13 protein-coding genes are annotated in these 15,641 nt (G+C 68.0%); 8 read left to right on the top strand and 5 right to left on the bottom strand.

The genetic code is table 11. From position 1 onward, the window contains the following. Positions 1 to 135 precede the first annotated feature (135 nt). Together pcrA and ACFPJ1_RS20750 are read left to right on the top strand one after the other, a co-directional pair. Positions 136 to 2,463, top strand: coding sequence for a DNA helicase PcrA (pcrA, locus tag ACFPJ1_RS20755; RefSeq protein WP_380106127.1), 2,328 nt, complete (start codon positions 136 to 138; stop codon positions 2,461 to 2,463). Between the two features lie 74 nt (positions 2,464 to 2,537). Next, positions 2,538 to 3,098, top strand: a complete 561-nt coding sequence (locus tag ACFPJ1_RS20750; protein WP_132186826.1) for a hypothetical protein — start codon at positions 2,538 to 2,540, stop codon at positions 3,096 to 3,098. On the opposite strand, the gene ACFPJ1_RS20745 is transcribed toward ACFPJ1_RS20750, so the two are convergent. From ACFPJ1_RS20745 to ACFPJ1_RS20730, 4 genes are all read right to left on the bottom strand, one after another. Continuing rightward, entirely contained in the window at positions 3,039 to 4,466 is a 1,428-nt protein-coding gene (locus ACFPJ1_RS20745) for a lanthionine synthetase LanC family protein (RefSeq protein WP_380106124.1), read from the bottom strand. The two genes, ACFPJ1_RS20750 and ACFPJ1_RS20745, sit on opposite strands and share 60 nt — an antisense overlap. Positions 4,467 to 4,508: 42 nt before the next feature. After that, positions 4,509 to 5,030, bottom strand: a complete 522-nt coding sequence (locus tag ACFPJ1_RS20740) for a DUF6886 family protein (protein ID WP_380106123.1) — start codon at positions 5,028 to 5,030, stop codon at positions 4,509 to 4,511. 93 nt (positions 5,031 to 5,123) lie between these two features. Then, on the bottom strand, positions 5,124 to 5,774 hold the full coding sequence (locus tag ACFPJ1_RS20735) for a M23 family metallopeptidase (RefSeq protein WP_380106121.1): 651 nt from the start codon (positions 5,772 to 5,774) through the stop codon (positions 5,124 to 5,126). 455 nt (positions 5,775 to 6,229) lie between these two features. Then, entirely contained in the window at positions 6,230 to 7,120 is an 891-nt protein-coding gene (locus ACFPJ1_RS20730; protein ID WP_380106119.1) for an esterase/lipase family protein, read from the bottom strand. A gap of 194 nt (positions 7,121 to 7,314) precedes the next feature. Between ACFPJ1_RS20730 and ACFPJ1_RS20725 the strand changes: the two genes are divergently transcribed. The 4 genes from ACFPJ1_RS20725 to ACFPJ1_RS20710 all read left to right on the top strand — a co-directional run bounded on the left by ACFPJ1_RS20725 (position 7,315) and on the right by ACFPJ1_RS20710 (position 11,427). Then, positions 7,315 to 7,743 (top strand): cobalamin B12-binding domain-containing protein, encoded by a 429-nt coding sequence (locus ACFPJ1_RS20725; protein WP_132291151.1) that lies wholly within the window; start codon positions 7,315 to 7,317, stop codon positions 7,741 to 7,743. Positions 7,744 to 8,133: 390 nt separating this feature from the next. After that, entirely contained in the window at positions 8,134 to 9,390 is a 1,257-nt protein-coding gene (locus ACFPJ1_RS20720) for an ABC transporter substrate-binding protein (protein WP_380106117.1), read from the top strand. 91 nt (positions 9,391 to 9,481) lie between these two features. Further along, positions 9,482 to 10,549 (top strand): carbohydrate ABC transporter permease, encoded by a 1,068-nt coding sequence (locus tag ACFPJ1_RS20715; RefSeq protein ID WP_241997740.1) that lies wholly within the window; start codon positions 9,482 to 9,484, stop codon positions 10,547 to 10,549. After that, a complete protein-coding gene (locus ACFPJ1_RS20710; protein WP_132186831.1) occupies positions 10,549 to 11,427 on the top strand; it encodes a carbohydrate ABC transporter permease in 879 nt (292 codons plus the stop codon). Before ACFPJ1_RS20715 ends, ACFPJ1_RS20710 begins: the two co-directional genes overlap by 1 nt. Before the next feature lie 272 nt (positions 11,428 to 11,699). Here ACFPJ1_RS20710 and ACFPJ1_RS20705 read toward each other — a convergent pair whose 3' ends face one another. Then, positions 11,700 to 13,343, bottom strand: coding sequence for a glycoside hydrolase family 13 protein (locus ACFPJ1_RS20705; protein WP_380106114.1), 1,644 nt, complete (start codon positions 13,341 to 13,343; stop codon positions 11,700 to 11,702). A 182-nt stretch (positions 13,344 to 13,525) separates the two neighbouring features. Here ACFPJ1_RS20705 and sucC point away from each other — a divergent pair, with 182 nt between their 5' ends. Together sucC and sucD are read left to right on the top strand one after the other, a co-directional pair. Further along, entirely contained in the window at positions 13,526 to 14,698 is a 1,173-nt protein-coding gene (gene sucC / locus ACFPJ1_RS20700; protein ID WP_380106112.1) for an ADP-forming succinate--CoA ligase subunit beta, read from the top strand. A 12-nt stretch (positions 14,699 to 14,710) separates the two neighbouring features. Continuing rightward, on the top strand, positions 14,711 to 15,601 hold the full coding sequence (gene sucD, locus ACFPJ1_RS20695; RefSeq protein ID WP_380106111.1) for a succinate--CoA ligase subunit alpha: 891 nt from the start codon (positions 14,711 to 14,713) through the stop codon (positions 15,599 to 15,601). Positions 15,602 to 15,641: the final 40 nt, after the last annotated feature.

Below are 15,641 nucleotides of genomic sequence, written 5' to 3'. Positions count from 1 at the left end.
CACCCGTAAAGGCGGCCGGCGGTACTGCGCCGGCGCCTTGCCCGGGAGGTGGCGGGTGTTCGGTCAGCGGTGACCTGGGGACGGGGCGGCACGTAGTACGGGAACTGTCAGGGGGAGCGCCTAGGCTGGGGGGTGATGACGACGCTCTTCTCTCCAGACGAACTGCCGGTGCCGCTCGAGGAGCCCAAAAAGCACCGGACCGACCCGGAATCGCTGCTCGAGGGGCTGAACCCGCAGCAGCGGGCCGCTGTCGTGCACGCCGGGAAACCGCTGCTCGTGGTGGCGGGTGCCGGCTCGGGCAAGACGCGGGTACTGACCCGGCGGATCGCCTATCTGCTGGCGGCGCGGGACGCGCACCCCGGCTCGATCCTGGCGATCACCTTCACGAACAAGGCGGCCGCGGAGATGCGGGAGCGGGTGGTCGAGCTGGTCGGGCCGCGCGCGAAGCTGATGTGGGTGTCGACGTTCCACTCGTCGTGCGTGCGGATCCTGCGGCGCGACATCAAGCGGTTCGGGATCAGCTCGACGTTCTCGATCTACGACGACACCGACTCGCGGCGGCTGATGACGCTGGTCTGCCGGGAGCTCGACCTGGACGTCAAGCGGTACAACCCGCGCGCGGTGCTGAACTGGATCAGCACCCAGAAGAACGAGCTGATCGACCACGAGACGTCTGCGGCGAAGGCCTCGAACCACCTCGAGGAGACCTACGCCGAGTGCTACCGGATCTACCAGGAGCGGCTCGCGCAGGCGAACGCGCTGGACTTCGACGACCTGCTGATGACCACGGTGAACCTGCTGCAGGCGTTCCCGGAGGTCCGCGAGTACTACCGCCGCAGGTTCCGCCACGTGCTCGTCGACGAGTACCAGGACACCAACCACGCGCAGTACACGCTGATCCGGGAGCTGTGCGCGGAGATCGAGCCGGGGCCGAACGACGGCCCGGTCAGCCCGCCGGCCGAGCTGATGGTGGTCGGTGACGCGGACCAGTCGATCTACGCCTTCCGGGGCGCGACGATCCGCAACATCCTCGCGTTCGAGGAGGACTTCACCAACGCCGAGACGATCCTGCTGGAGCAGAACTACCGCTCCACCCAGACGATCTTGACCGCGGCGAACGCGGTGATCAGCCGCAACGAGGGCCGCAAGGCGAAGAACCTGTGGTCCGACTCGGGCCAGGGCGAGCAGATCGCCGTCTACGTCGCGGACAACGAGCACGACGAGGCGCAGTTCGTCGCGGACGAGATCGACCGGCTCACCGACGCCGACGGGGTGAAGCCGTCGGACGTGGCGGTGTTCTACCGGACGAACGCGCAGTCCCGGGTGTTCGAGGAGGTCTTCATCCGCACCGGCCATCCGTACAAGGTGGTCGGTGGCGTCCGGTTCTACGAGCGCAAGGAGGTCCGCGATGCGCTGGCCTACCTGCGGGTGCTGGTGAACCCCGAGGACCTGGTCTCGCTGCGCCGGATCCTGAACGTGCCGAAGCGGGGGATCGGCGACCGCGCCGAGGCCGCGATCGAGGCCCTCGCGCAACGGGACCGGATCCCCTTCTCGGCCGCGCTGCGCCGGGCCCAGGACGCCCCGGCGATGGCGAGCCGCAGCGTCAACGCGGTGCAGGCGTTCGTCGACATCCTCGACGAGCTCACCGCGATGGTCGACTCGGGCGCCCCGCCGGACGACATCCTGGACGTCGCCCTGCACCGCTCCGGGTACTACGAGGAGCTGCAGAAGTCGCCGGATCCGCAGGACGAGACCCGGCTGGAGAACCTCGACGAGTTCATCTCGGTGGCTCGCGAGTTCGTCGAGGAGCGGACGGCCGCGGCCGAGCCGTCCGACCTGCAGGCGTTCCTCGAGCGGGTGGCCCTGGTCGCGGACGCGGACCAGATCCCCGACGCCGCCGACGACGGTGGGGTCGTCACGCTGATGACCCTGCACACCGCGAAGGGCCTCGAGTTCCCGGTGGTCTTCCTGACCGGGATGGAGGACGGCGTCTTCCCGCACTCCCGGTCGCTCACGGACATGAAGGAGCTCGAGGAGGAGCGCCGGCTCGCGTACGTCGGGATCACCCGCGCGCGGCAGCGCCTGGCGATCTCCCGGGCCGCTGTCCGCAGTGCGTACGGTGCTCCGCAGCACAATCCGCCGTCCAGGTTCCTCGAGGAGATCCCGGCGGAGCTGCTCGACTGGCGCCGCGACGAGTCCGCGATCACCCGCTGGTCCGGCACCGGGACGTCCTCGGGCGGAGCCGGCGGAGTCACCACCCGCTGGGAGCCGGCCCGCCGTACGGCCTCGGACAAGCCTGTGATCAGCCTGAATCCGGGCGATCGGGTGGTCCACGACACCTTCGGGATGGGCACGGTCGTGGTGGTCCGGGGCGAGGGTCAGCAGGCGCAGGCCGACATCGATTTCGGCTCCGAAGGGGTCAAACGACTGCTGCTGCGCTACGCACCGGTGGAGAAGATCTGAGACGTTTCCGTTGCGTTCCGGGGCTCAGCTGACACAATCGGTGTTTTCGGCCCTCCCCGGACGAAGGTCCTGCCATGCCCAAGGCACCTGACAGCCACCGCCGGATCATCCTGGCGGGAGCGAATCCTGGCCTGCGGCTGTTCGACTCCGACGGCAAGGTCACCGCGTTCGCCTCGATCTGGACCGTCGACTGGTCGATCTGCGGCTCCGGTACGGCGGTCGTGCTCTGGTTCGACGGGATCGTCCGGGTGGTCTCGGAGGACGTCGACCTCGCGTCCTGGCTCGAGCGGTACTTCGTCCGCTCGTTCCTCGAGGTCCAGGGACTGCCGTGGCACGAGCCCGCGATCGAGCGGGAACTCGTCCAGGTCTCGATGAATCTCGCCGACGGGCTGAGCGCGAAGGCGGCCGACATCCAGATCGAGATGGGCGGTGTGCTCGACCGGCGGCTGTTCGCCACCGACAACTTCCAGCTCGCCGCGGGCACCCACAGCCTCAGCCTGGTGATCGCCCCGGTCCGCTCCGCGACGGTCTCGATCGGCGGCGCGAGCGTGCCCGGCTTCGTCCAGGTCGACGGCTCAGCCGACCGGCCCGGCTCCTCCGCCTTCCTGACCACCGCCGAAGTGTGGCGCCGCTGAGTGTGGTGCCGGTGAGCCGCTGACGGCACGTTCCGCGCCGGCCGAGGGCAGTGCAAACCAGGTTTCCATCCGCGGCAACGACTCCGCCTCGGACCCGTCGGCGAGCACCCGCCCGGTCCGGAACAGGTACGCCGCGATGCCGGCCGCTCCCTGCATCCAGCCGACCCGCGGCTGCAGCAACGGCTCCGGCGCCCGGTGCTCGACGAACCGCCAGTAGGCGTGCGGCCCGTCCACGAAGGCCCGCTCGACCAACGCGTCGGCCAGCCGTACGGCGAAGTCCAGGTCCTGCTGATCCCCCGCCCGCTGCCATGAATCCAGGAAGATGTCGCCGACGCCCGCAGTACCGCAGCAGCGGCCGTCGTTGTCCCAGAAGCCAGGGTGAAGCCGCTCGGGCAGCCCCGACGTACGGACGCTGTGCAGGCTGCGCTGGTGCCACGTCAGCGGCGGCACACCTCGGACCTCTTCGATACCGGCCTGGTCCAGCGCCAAGAAGAGCAAGGACGTCCCTGCCGCACCGTGACACCAGGTGAAGGTGAACTCGTCCTCATCGGTGGCATCGCTCGGGATATAGCGCGGTACGACGAACCCGCGGCCGTCCGTCATCCCGAGACTCACCAGGTGCTCCGCGCCGCTCCGAGCGGCTGCAGCCAGGTCCGGGCGATCCAGCTCAGCAGAAGCGAGTGCCACTGCTGCCGAGACGCCCGCGACGCCGTGCGAGAGGTTGGGCATCTGCGTGCCCTCGGCCCCCTCCGGCCGGAAGCGCTTGGCCACGAACGGCCAGTTCGTACCGGTCGGCAGGTGCTCGGCCTCAGCCAGCAAGACTTGCGCGGCGTGATCACTGAGCTCGCAGGCGCCGTCCACCCCATGCCGCCGGGCCCACAGCGCACCGAGCAGTACTCCGGCCGCACCCAGTGTCAGGTCATTGAAGCGAGCTCCTGGAAGGTAGGTGGGCGGCCCGAGCAGCGTCTGCGGCCAGCCGTCGGGCGCAGCGAGCTCCAAGAGCCGCCCAACGGCCGCTGCCGCAGGCCCGGAGGCACCTAGAGCAGTCAGTACTCCGATGCTGCTGACCAGGCCGTCGAAGTACGTGCAGTCGGTGCTGTCGGCGATCCCGCCGGTCACTCGCTCGACGATCGCGTCCGCCAGAGTGTTCTCCTCGTCGGTCCACGGCCGCGACAGCCGGATCTCGGTCAGCAGATGCGCGAGCCCGCCGACGCCGACGTACGTGCCGTCGCGCTCGAGCGGGATGTCCGGCACGTCGGCCCCGCCGACCTCCTCGGGGATCCAGGGCCCGTCCTGCCAGCGCACCTGGTCGAGCACCCAGCGCCAGGCGGACTCGGCCAGATCGCGATAGGGAGCCTCCGCCGTCACCGCTCAATGATGGCACCTCACGAGCCGGCGGCTAACCCTTGGCTAACGTGGCAGGGCGTTCCGCAGGCGGATGCCGCTGAACTCGAGGGTGGAGGTGGTCACTGCATCCCAGAACTCCTGCAGCCGCGGCAGCAGACGCAACTGGATCCCAGCCTCGGCGTGCAGTTCGAACAGGTCACCCACTCGCTCAGGAGGCCCCAACGGCGTCACCTCGGTCGTCGCCACCACGGCAGCCTCGGCCGTTTCGAACGGCTCGGCGGGAAGGCGGTACGCATAGAGCTCGACCGTGCGGAGGGCGTCGAGCCAGCCGTACTCGATCGCGTGTACACGGGTGCCGCAGCCGTCGCCGATGATGCGGCTCTGGTCCGCGGGAGTGGTGTCAGGTCCGACCCAGGCCATCGCGCGAGGGCACTGCCGGGGGAACCAGTAGTCAGGAGCACGGTCGTGGCCGACGGCCCAGACGTACGGGGTGGTCTTCACCGAGGTCGGGGCGACGTGGGGCCGGAAGATGCGGATCGTCGGATCTTCGGAGAAATGCAGGACTTCACCAGGCGCCGGACGCATGCGCGGCAGCCTAGCGGCGGGGTTGTCAGCGCCGCCAAAGCTTTACGTCCGTCTGAGGTTCGGAATCGGTCCGACGGAGCAGGAAGTGCTGGATCAGGGGTTGAGTCCGCAGTGGCTGCGGAGCCACGGCATCGGGTCGATCGGGTCGCCGGCGTCCGGCCGTACCTCGAAGTGCAGGTGCGGGCCGGTGGTGTTGCCGGTGACGCCGACCGCGCCGACCTGGTCGCCGGCGTACACGGTCTCGCCGACCGAGACGCTGAACTTCGACATGTGGTTGTACCAGGTCTCGGTGCCGTCCTCGTGCAGCACCCTGACCTGCCGGCCGTAGGCCCCGGCGAACTCGGCGCTGACGACCTCGCCCTTCATCACCGAGCGGATCGGGGTGCCGATCGGGGCGGCGAAGTCGGTGCCGGTGTGGTTGCGGGCCCAGCGGCCGCCGCCCTGACCGAAGGTGGCGGTGATGTGGTAGCCGGAGATCATCATCTCGCAGCGGGTAGCGGAGGTGCGCTTCTCCTCCGCCGCGTCGGCCGCGGCCTTGGCCTTGGCGAGGGCGGTGGCGCGCTTGGCGGTCAGCGCGCGGGTGGCGTCGAGCTTGGCGGCCCGGGCCTTCGCGGTCCGGTCGGCCGCGGCCTGCTTCTTGGTCAGATCCGTGCCGACCAGCTCGACGCGGGAGGAGTCGCGGGTGGCGAGCTGGCGTCGCTCGATCCGCGCGGTGGTCAGCTCGGACAGCTGACCGCTGCCCATGCTGAGCGCAGCAATGTTGACCGCTGAGTTCGCCTGTGTCGGTGAGGCCAGAGAGCTGTGGCTGAAGCCGACAGCTCCTGCCGCTGCCGCGAGGGCGGCGGTCAGACCGACTACCTGGGTACTGCTCGGGGTGTTACGCCTGGCAACACGATGTTTACCGCCGTGACGTCCTGCGCCGGGCTTGCGCGCAGCGTTGCCTGGCGTGTCGCGGCTAGCCGCGGCACGGTGCTGGGACACAACGTGGCCTTTCGGTCACAGGGGAGGGGCACTGTCCGCTCCCGGGAGATTTATTCCCCCCGGGGGCTCATGCACCATAACGGAACCGTCACGAGGCGACAAACCCCGCCACCCCTTTTTCGGCCTGTCCTTCACGAAACTTTTGCATGAGCCGCTGCACGTGCATCCGCCGAACCGCCGGGATAGCTGCTATGTCAGGAACTAGTTAGCTGACGGGGTCAGGCAACTGTGTTCTGTTCATCCAGATGCGCCAGCATCCCGGTGATCTGGTGCACCACTTCGCCGTGGAACGGCAGCGACAGGTGACCGACGCCGTTGATCCTGACATTGCGGGCGATCAGGTCCGGATGCCGCAGCCGGGCCCGTCGCTGCGGCACGATCAACTGGTCGACGTCGCTGTAGAAGGCGACGAACCTGGTCCGGCATTCCGGCGCCGGCTCGTCCAGTTCGGCCATCAGGTCGCTGTCGGGCCGGACCTGCTTCACCAGCGGCCACGGCAGCAACCGCGCGGCCACGGTGCCCTGGTGCGGAGTCCCCAGCGTCACGCAGGTGTGCACGCGCGCGTCGCCACCGAGCCGCTGGATGTAGTACCGCGCGATCAGCCCGCCGAGGCTGTGCCCGATCACATGGAGCTGCTCGGATCCGGACTCCTCGCAGATCGCCTCGATCTCCGCGCCCATCCGTTCCGCCGTGCTGCGGACGTCGAGCGTGAGGGGTGAGTAGGAGAAAGTGTGGATCCGGGTGAATCCCCGGCGGCGCAACTGGCGGCGCATCAGCGCGAAGACCGTGTGGTTGTCGACGATCCCGTGCGCCAGGAGGATCGGCGTACCGGCGGCGCGGACGTCGCCGACGAGCAGGCTGCGCTGGGCGGGGGTGAGTCCGTTGAGGTTCAGCCGGTTGGTGCGATCACCGGAGCCGGTGACCAGGCCGAGCGGGTACATGGCCAGATGGGTGGTGATCCAGCCCAGCTCCACGGCCGCGCCCTGCAGGACCCGCGGGGAAAATGCCGAGCGGGCGCCGTACTTCAGCCCCTCGAGTGCTTCCCGGATGGCGCTCCGCGTCTCGGCATCCTGCGAGTTCCCCGGTTCTTGCACCGCCTCGGCACTCATGGCGACTCCTCGCTCGCAGATCAGACCCCCCGTCGTACTGGTCCGATCTCTTTCCACGGTAACCGGTTCCCTGTCCGCGTGGCCGGGAACACACACCTCCGTGTCTTATCCGTGAGGTGCGGCTCGGCTAACCTGCGAATGTCTGGATGACTGCCGCGGCGCAAGGCCGTGTCCACAGATCGAGAGGCCCACACATGCCAGCCACCAGTCCACTGCGGGTCGTCGTCGCCAAACCGGGACTGGACGGCCACGACCGGGGCGCGAAAGTGGTCGCCCGGGCGCTGCGCGACGCCGGCATGGAGGTCATCTACACCGGGCTGCACCAGACACCGGAGCAGATCGTCGAGACCGCGATCGCGGAGGACGCCGACGCGGTCGGCCTGTCGGTGCTGTCCGGCGCGCACATGACGCTGTTCAAGAAGGTCCGCGAACTGCTCACCGAGCGCGACGCGGACGACATCGTGGTGTTCGGCGGCGGGATCATCCCCGAGGCCGACCTGCAGCCGCTGGCCGAGCTCGGCGTGCACAAGATCTTCACCCCCGGCGCGACCACGGTCGAGATCGTCGAGTGGGTCCGCGCCAACGTCGGCGACGCCTCGGCCACCACTGCCCAGGACGCCTGACCCCCGCAGCGCACCTTGCGACGGATCCGCTCCGGAGCGTGTCGGCGACTTTGTGCAGCCGATCCGGTGGTTCCTGCCCTCCAGACGCTTGTTACTAATCGGTAATACCGAATCGTTAAGAAACACCTGGTTGTGCGCGGTGTCGAATCGCGGTCGCATACAGCCATGCGTTCCTCCGTATTTTACGGAGATCGGCAACATGTGTGGCTCAGGACACATCGCCCCCGATCTCGGTTACTGTCCGGAGAAGGCCACTCGCAGGGCGGTGGGGGACTGCGAACGGCCGGCGCATGATCAAGCGATGTCGCATCGGGAGAGGGCAGGTACACGATGAGGTTTGAACGATCACACACACGCAGGGCGGTCGCCGCGGCCGTCGCAGGCGGTCTTGTGCTGCTTGCGTCCGCGTGTGGTGGCGGGAACGATGAGAGCAGCGGAGGTACCTCGACCGGGGGAGCGCTTGAGGGTCGCGGCCCGATCAATTTTGCCACCGGCAAGGACACCTCCGGGAACCTGACGAACCAGGTCGCCGCGTGGAACTCGCAGCACCCGGACGAGAAGGTCACTGTCTCGGAGCTGCCTGAGTCCGCGGACCAGCAGCGCGCGCAGATGATCTCGAACGCGCAGAACAAGTCCGACGCGTTCAGCGTGCTGAACCTGGATGTGGTCTGGACCGCGGAGTTCGCGGCCAACCGCTGGGTCACCGAGCTGCCGCCGGACCAGTTCCCCGACCTGGGGAAGTTGCTGCCGTCCACGGTCGACACCGCGAAGTACCGCGACAAGCTGTACGGCATACCGGTGACGTCCGACGGTGGACTGCTGTACTACCGCAAGGACCTGCTGGACAAGGCCGGTCTGCAGCCGCCGAAGACCTGGGAAGAGATGGTCACCGCCTGTGCCAAGGTGAAGGCACTGCCGGAGGGTAAGAACGTCGGTTGCTACTCGGGTCAGTTCGAGAAGTACGAAGGCCTGACCGTGAACTTCTCCGAGGCCGTCAACGGTGCCGGTGGAGTCGTCGTCGGTGACGACGGCAAGCCGAACGTGGACACCCCGGAGGCGCTGGCCGGTCTGACCGCGCTGACCGAGGGCTTCAAGACGGGCTTCATCCCGAAGGCCGCCATCACCTACAAGGAGGAGGAAGGCCGCCGGGCGTTCCAGGAGGGCAACCTGCTCTTCCACCGGAACTGGCCGTACGTGTACGCGAAGGCACAGGCGACCGACGGCTCGTCGAAGATCGCCGGCAAGTTCGCCGTCGCGCCGCTGCCGGGCCAGACCGGTGCGGGCGTGTCCACCCTGGGTGGTCACAACTACGCGATCTCGGAGTTCGCCAAGAACAAGGCGACCGCGGCGGACTTCATGAAGTTCATGTCCAGCGAGGAGCGGCAGAAGGCGAACATCGAGAAGACGTCGCAGGCGCCGACCTGGGCCTCGCTGTACGACGACCCCACGCTGAACAAGCAGTTCCCGTACCTGGCTCCGCTGAAGGCCTCGATCGAGGGTGCGAAGTCGCGGCCGAAGGTGGTCAAGTACGGCGACGTCACCACCGCGATCCAGGAGGCGGCGTACGGCGCTCTGACCGGCACGATGACGCCGAAGGACGCGTTGGCCGGACTGCAGACCAAGTTGAGCACGCTCATCACGCAATGACCGAAGCGGCGGGGCCGGCGCGCAGCTTCACAGCTACGTGCCGGCCCCGGCGTGTCGCTGCCCGCAGGCGGGCAGAGAGAAGGAGGCAGAGGTGAGTACAACCGCCCCGGTCGCAGAGCGGCCGACGCCGGAAACCACCAAGAAGCCCAAGCGGCAGACCTCGTTCAACGAGGGAACCGGTCGGCTGGCCGCGCTGCTGCTGTCGCCGACCATGATCGTGCTGATCCTCGTAGTCGGGTTGCCGATCCTCGCGGCGTTGCGCGAGTCGCTGTACACGAGCGGTCAACAGATCGACGAGTCGGGCTTCATCGTCCAGGGCTCCAAATTCGTGGGTCTCGACAACTACACGGCGATCTTCTCCGGCGAGACCGGCACCCGATTCTGGAACGCTTTCTACAACACGACGTTCTTCACCGTCGCCTGTGTGGTCCTGGAGACCGTCCTGGGTGTCGCGATGGCCCTGGTGATGCACAAGGCGTTCAGGGGCCGCGGCATCGTGCGGGCCAGCATCCTGGTCCCATGGGCGATCCCGACCGTCGTCTCGGCGCTGCTGTGGAAGTGGATCTTCCAGGCCGACGGTATCGCCAACGAGATGCTCGGCACCCAGATCCTGTGGTCCACCGAGGGCTGGCAGTCGGTGCTGTCGGTCATCGTCGCCGACACCTGGAAGACCGCGCCGTTCATCGGGCTGCTGGTGCTCGCGGGCCTGCAGACGATTCCGACCGACGTGTACGAGGCGGCGAAGGTGGACGGCGCCAGCGTCTGGCAGACGTTCACCCGGATCACCATGCCGCTGGTGAAGCCGGCACTGCTGGTGGCAGTGCTGTTCCGCATCCTCGACACGCTGCGGATCTTCGACCTTCCGTTCGTGCTGGTCGGCCCGAACAAGGAGTCGGTCGAGACGCTGTCGATCCTGGCGTACCTCGAAGCCAACCAGACCCGGTACGGGCCGGCGGCGGCGTACGCGACATTGCTGTTCATCTACGTCGCCGTGGTCGCGTACGTGTTCGTGAAGCTGCTCGGTGCCGACGTGTTCGGTGACGCCATCCAGCGGAAGACGAAGAAGAACGGCAGGAACGGGCGAGGCCGGGGCAAGCAGACGGACCCAGGCGCTCCGGTGGCCGGACTGACCGCCGGTGGCGGCTTAGGAGGTGAATGATGACTGTTGTTGCTGAGAAGGCCCCAAGGGTGATCGACGTCAAGGCGGCCGAGGCGCCGTGGTACCGGCGCTGGCTGCCGCTGATCGGTGTCGCGGTGATCGTGCTCTACTGCCTGGTGCCGTTCTTCTGGATGGTGGTGTCGTCGCTGCGGCGGCCGGCCGACCAGTTCGACAACTCGATCATTCCGTCGCCCATTTCGCTGGACAACTTCAAAGACGTGTTCAAGTCCGGCACCGGGTTCCAGCGTGGTCTGCTGAACAGCCTGATTGTGGCCGGCACGGTGACAGTCCTGACGCTGGTCATCGGGATGGTGGCGGCCTACACGCTGGCCCGGCTGGAGTTCCGGGGCAAGAACTTCGTGCTGGCGATCATCATCGTCACCTCGATGTTCCCGGGGATCTCGCTGGTGATCCCGCTGAAGAAGCTGTTCGTCAACATCGACTGGATCAACACCTACCAGGCGATGATCGTGCCCAGTCTGTCGTTCGCGCTGCCACTGGCGGTGTGGCTCCTGACCGCGTTCTTCCGGCAAATGCCACGAGAGCTCGAGCAGGCCGCGATGGTGGACGGCTGTACGCCGGCCCAGGCGTTCCGCAAGGTGATCCTCCCGCTGGCCGCACCGGGTGTGTTCACCACCGCGATCATCACCTTCATCGCGGCCTGGAACGAGTTCCTGATCGCGCTGAGCATGGTGAACAAGAAGGAGTACCAGACCGCCAACGTGGTGATCTCGCAGTTCACCGGTGCGTCGGGACGTGACCAACCGTTCGGCAGCCAGATGGCCGCCGGTGTGGTGGTGACGATTCCGCTGGTGATCGCCGTGCTGCTGTTCCAGCGCCGGATCGTCGCCGGACTGACCGCCGGTGGCGTCAAGTAGCAGCGGTACCGACGGCCGCAGGTGGCGTATCGTCGCTGCTCTGAGGTCGGAGGTGTGAAGTGAGCTACGGAGACGAGCGAAACCGCCGGGACCGAGAAGACCGGGACCGGCGGGACCGCGATGAACAGGACCGCCGGGACCGAGAAGACCGGGACCGTCGCGATCGGGAAGAGCAGGACCGACGCGATCGGGACAGACGCTAGACAGCAGTGAGAATAGACGAAGAGGGCTGGAACCGGTGACGGTTCCAGCCCTCTTCGTTCATTGAAGGGTCAGACCTCCAGCCAGACAGAGGCGTCGGCCGGTAGTTTGCCGTCGTCGACCAGCGGCTCGCTGGAGAGCAGTACTTCAGAGGAGCCCGGCAGCTCGATCGGCTGCTCCCCGAGGTTCACCACGCAGCGGAAGCCCGGGTCGCGGGTGAAGGACAGCACCCCGGCGGGAGCATCCTCGTCCCACGTCATCCGGCCTTCGCCGAGAGCTTCCTGCTCACGCCGGATGCGCAGCGCCGCCCGGTAGAGAGCCAGGTGGCTCTGCGGGTCGCTCGCCTCGGCCTCGGCGGTCAGCGGAGCCCAGTCGGCCGGCTGCGGTAACCACGGCTGCCCCTCGCCAGGACCGAAGCCGTACGGCGGCTCGCTTCCACTCCAGGGCATCGGCACGCGGCAGCCGTCGCGGCCACGCACTGTGTGTCCCGACCGCTCCCAGCTCGGGTCGTCCAGGACCTCCTCCGGAAGGTCCTCGACCTCCGGCAAGCCCAACTCGTCACCTTGGTAGACATACGCGCCACCCGGTAACGCGAGCTCGAGGAGCGCAGCCGCCCGGGCCCGGCGTAGACCGATCTCGAGATCGGTGGACACGGTGCCCGCAGCGGCGAGGGCCTCGCGCTGATCCCGTCCATAGCGAGTGCGGTGCCGGATGGTGTCGTGGTTGCTCAGCACCCAGGTCGCCGGAGCCCCGACGGCCCACAGGTTCTCGGTGGTGTGGTCGATGACGTCGCGGAGCGCCTTGGCGTCCCACGGGCACTGCAGGACGTCGAAGTTGAACGCGGAGTGCAACTCGTGCGGCCGGACGTACTGCGCGAGCCGCTCCGCCGGGGACAGCCAGGCCTCCGCGACGAACACCCTCGGCCCCTGCGGCGTGTCGGCGTACTCGTCGGCGATCGCCCGCCAGCGCTGGTGGATCAGGTGCACGCCGGGCTGGTCGTAGTACGGGTGGCCGACGAACTTCTCGTGGGTCGGCTGACCGTTGTGCAGCGGTACGTCGGGCAGCGCCGGGTCCTTCGCCATCGAGTCGGCCACGTCGATCCGGAAGCCGTCGACGCCGCGGTCGAACCAGAACCGCAGGATCGAGTCGAACTCGGCGATCACGTCCGGGTGGTCCCAGTTCCAGTCCGGCTGCGAGATGTCGAACAGGTGCAGGTACCACTGGCCGTCGTCGATCTGCTGCCAGGCCGGACCACCGAACGCGCCCGGCCAGTTCGTCGGCGGCCGACCGTCCGGCAGGCTGTCGCGGAACCAGAACCGGTCCCGCTCGGGCGAGCCCTTGCCGGCGGCCAGCGCCGCCTTGAACCACGGGTGCTCCCAGGAGCAGTGGTTCGGCACTAGGTCGATCAGGATCCGCAGCCCGAGCGCGTGCGCCTCCTCGATCAGCGCGTCCGCGTCCGCCAGCGTGCCGAACATCGGGTTGATGTCGCGGTAGTCGGCCACGTCGTAGCCGCCGTCGAGCAGCGGGGACGGGTACCACGGACTGATCCAGATCGCGTCGACGCCGAGATCGGCCAGGTAGGGCAGCCGGGCCCGGATCCCGGTCACGTCGCCGGTGCCGTCACCGTTCGCGTCGGAGAATGACCGCGGGTAAACCTGGTAGACGACGGCACTACGCCACCAGTCGTCAACTGGTCTGGTCGAAGGTTCTGTCATGCCAACCAGCCTTTCACGCAGCCGCAAGGGTGCTGTGACGGTCGTCTCAGCGTGTACCCCGACTGTCGCGCCGGGCACCCGGGTGGCTAGTCTCAGGCCGACGGAACGCGCCGGCGACCGTGCCTCTCCGCACCGCAGCCCGCCGCGGCCCAACTCGAACAGGCGAGAGAGGGACCACAGTCGTGGACTTGATGGAGTACCAGGCGAAGACTGTCTTCGCCAAGCACGGTGTACGGACGACGGTGGGTGAAGTCGTCCACACGCCCGAGGAAGCCCGCGCGGCGGCCGAGAAGCTCGGCGGCACGGTGGTCGTGAAGGCCCAGGTGCTGACCGGCGGCCGCGGCAAGGCCGGCGGCGTCAAGCTGGCGTCCTCGCCCGATGAGGCGGAGGACAGGGCCCGCGAGATCCTGGGCCTGGACATCAAGGGTCACATCGTCAAGACCCTGAACATCGTGCCGGCCGCGGCGATCGCCGAGGAGTATTACTTCTCCTTCCTGATCGACCGCGCCAACCGCAACTACCTGTGCATCGCCTCCGCCGCCGGCGGCATGGAGATCGAGGAGGTCGCGCACACGAACCCCGACGCGGTCGCCAAGATCTCGATCGACCCGGCCACCGGGGTGGACGAGGCCAAGGCGCGCGAGATCGCCACCCAGGCCGGTTACCCGGCCGACGTGATCGACGCCGTCGCCCCGGAGATCGTCAAGCTGTACGACGTCTTCCTGGCCGAGGACGCGACGCTGGTCGAGGTGAACCCGCTGGTCAAGCTCAAGGACGGCAACGTCGAGGCGCTGGACGGCAAGGTCAGCCTGGACGAGAACGCCGACTTCCGGCACCCGGAGTTCGCCGAGTTCGCCGACTCCTCCGCCGAGGACCCGCTGGAGGCCAAGGCGAAGGCCAAGGGCCTGAACTACGTGAAGCTCGACGGTTCCGTCGGCATCATCGGTAACGGCGCCGGCCTGGTCATGTCGACCCTCGACGTGGTCGCCTACGCCGGCGAGGAGTTTGGTGGCGTCAAGCCGGCCAACTTCCTCGACATCGGCGGCGGCGCGTCCGCCGAGGTGATGGCGAACGGCCTGGAAATCATCATCTCCGATCCGCAGGTGGAGAGCGTCTTCGTGAACGTCTTCGGCGGCATCACCGCCTGTGACGCGGTCGCGAACGGCATCGTGCAGGCGTTCGAGCTGCTGGCCGGCCGCAACGAGCACGTGAGCAAGCCGATGGTCGTCCGGCTGGACGGCAACAACGCCGAGGAGGGCCGCCGGATCCTCGACGAGGCCGGCCTGGCCGGACTCGAGCGGGTCGACACGATGGACGGCGCCGCCAAGCGGGCCGCCGAGCTGGCTGCGAAGTAAGGGATCGCTGAAATGTCTATCTTCCTGACCAAGGACAGCAAGGTCATCGTCCAGGGCATGACCGGCTCGGAAGGCACCAAGCACACCACCCGGATGCTTGCCTCCGGCACCAACATCGTCGGTGGCGTGACCCCGGGCAAGGGCGGCCAGTCCGTCGACTTCAGCGGTAGGGCTGTGCCGGTCTTCGGCTCGGTCGACGAGGCCGTCAAGGAGACCGGCGCCGACGTGTCGGTCGTCTTCGTGCCGCCGAAGTTCACCAAGGGCGCCGTGATCGAGGCGATCGACGCGGGCATCCCGCTCGTCGTGGTGATCACCGAGGGCGTGCCGGTGCACGACACCGCCGCGTTCTTCGCGCACGCGCAGGCCTCCGGCACCACCCGGATCATCGGGCCGAACTGCCCGGGCATCATCACCCCAGGTGAGGCCAACGCCGGCATCATCCCGGCGAACATCGCCGGCGCCGGCCGGATCGGCCTGGTGTCGAAGTCGGGCACGCTGACCTACCAGATGATGTACGAGCTGAGCGACATCGGCTTCTCCTCCGCGATCGGCATCGGCGGCGACCCGATCATCGGGACGACGCACATCGACGCGCTGCAGGCGTTCCAGGACGACCCGGACACCGACGCGATCGTGATGATCGGCGAGATCGGCGGCGACGCCGAGGAGCGCGCGGCGGCGTTCATCAAGGACAACGTCACCAAGCCGGTCGTCGGCTACGTCGCCGGCTTCACCGCTCCCGAGGGCAAGACGATGGGCCACGCCGGCGCCATCGTGTCCGGCTCCTCGGGCACCGCGGCGGCCAAGCAGGAGGCCCTCGAGGCCGTCGGCGTCAAGGTCGGCAAGACGCCGACCGAGACCGCCAACCTGATGCGCGAGATCATGCAGTCGCTGACCAAGTAACTCCCAGCACGCACGAACGGCCCCCGGGATTCCTCGGGGG

Origin of the sequence: Kribbella qitaiheensis, from assembly GCF_042657745.1 — a bacterium.
Classification (GTDB): domain Bacteria; phylum Actinomycetota; class Actinomycetes; order Propionibacteriales; family Kribbellaceae; genus Kribbella; species Kribbella qitaiheensis.
This window is presented reverse-complemented; position numbering and strand designations above follow the sequence as displayed.

Bases quoted from the DNA above. Each gene is read 5' to 3' on its own strand.
- pcrA (WP_380106127.1), top strand. From the start codon at position 136: ATGACGACGCTCTTCTCTCCAGACGAACTGCCGGTGCCGCTCGAGGAG.
- ACFPJ1_RS20750 (WP_132186826.1), top strand. From the start codon at position 2,538: ATGCCCAAGGCACCTGACAGCCACCGCCGGATCATCCTGGCGGGAGCG.
- ACFPJ1_RS20740 (WP_380106123.1), bottom strand. From the start codon at position 5,030: ATGCGTCCGGCGCCTGGTGAAGTCCTGCATTTCTCCGAAGATCCGACG.
- ACFPJ1_RS20735 (WP_380106121.1), bottom strand. From the start codon at position 5,774: ATGGGCAGCGGTCAGCTGTCCGAGCTGACCACCGCGCGGATCGAGCGA.
- ACFPJ1_RS20730 (WP_380106119.1), bottom strand. From the start codon at position 7,120: ATGAGTGCCGAGGCGGTGCAAGAACCGGGGAACTCGCAGGATGCCGAG.
- ACFPJ1_RS20725 (WP_132291151.1), top strand. From the start codon at position 7,315: ATGCCAGCCACCAGTCCACTGCGGGTCGTCGTCGCCAAACCGGGACTG.
- ACFPJ1_RS20710 (WP_132186831.1), top strand. From the start codon at position 10,549: ATGACTGTTGTTGCTGAGAAGGCCCCAAGGGTGATCGACGTCAAGGCG.
- ACFPJ1_RS20705 (WP_380106114.1), bottom strand. From the start codon at position 13,343: ATGACAGAACCTTCGACCAGACCAGTTGACGACTGGTGGCGTAGTGCC.
- sucD (WP_380106111.1), top strand. From the start codon at position 14,711: ATGTCTATCTTCCTGACCAAGGACAGCAAGGTCATCGTCCAGGGCATG.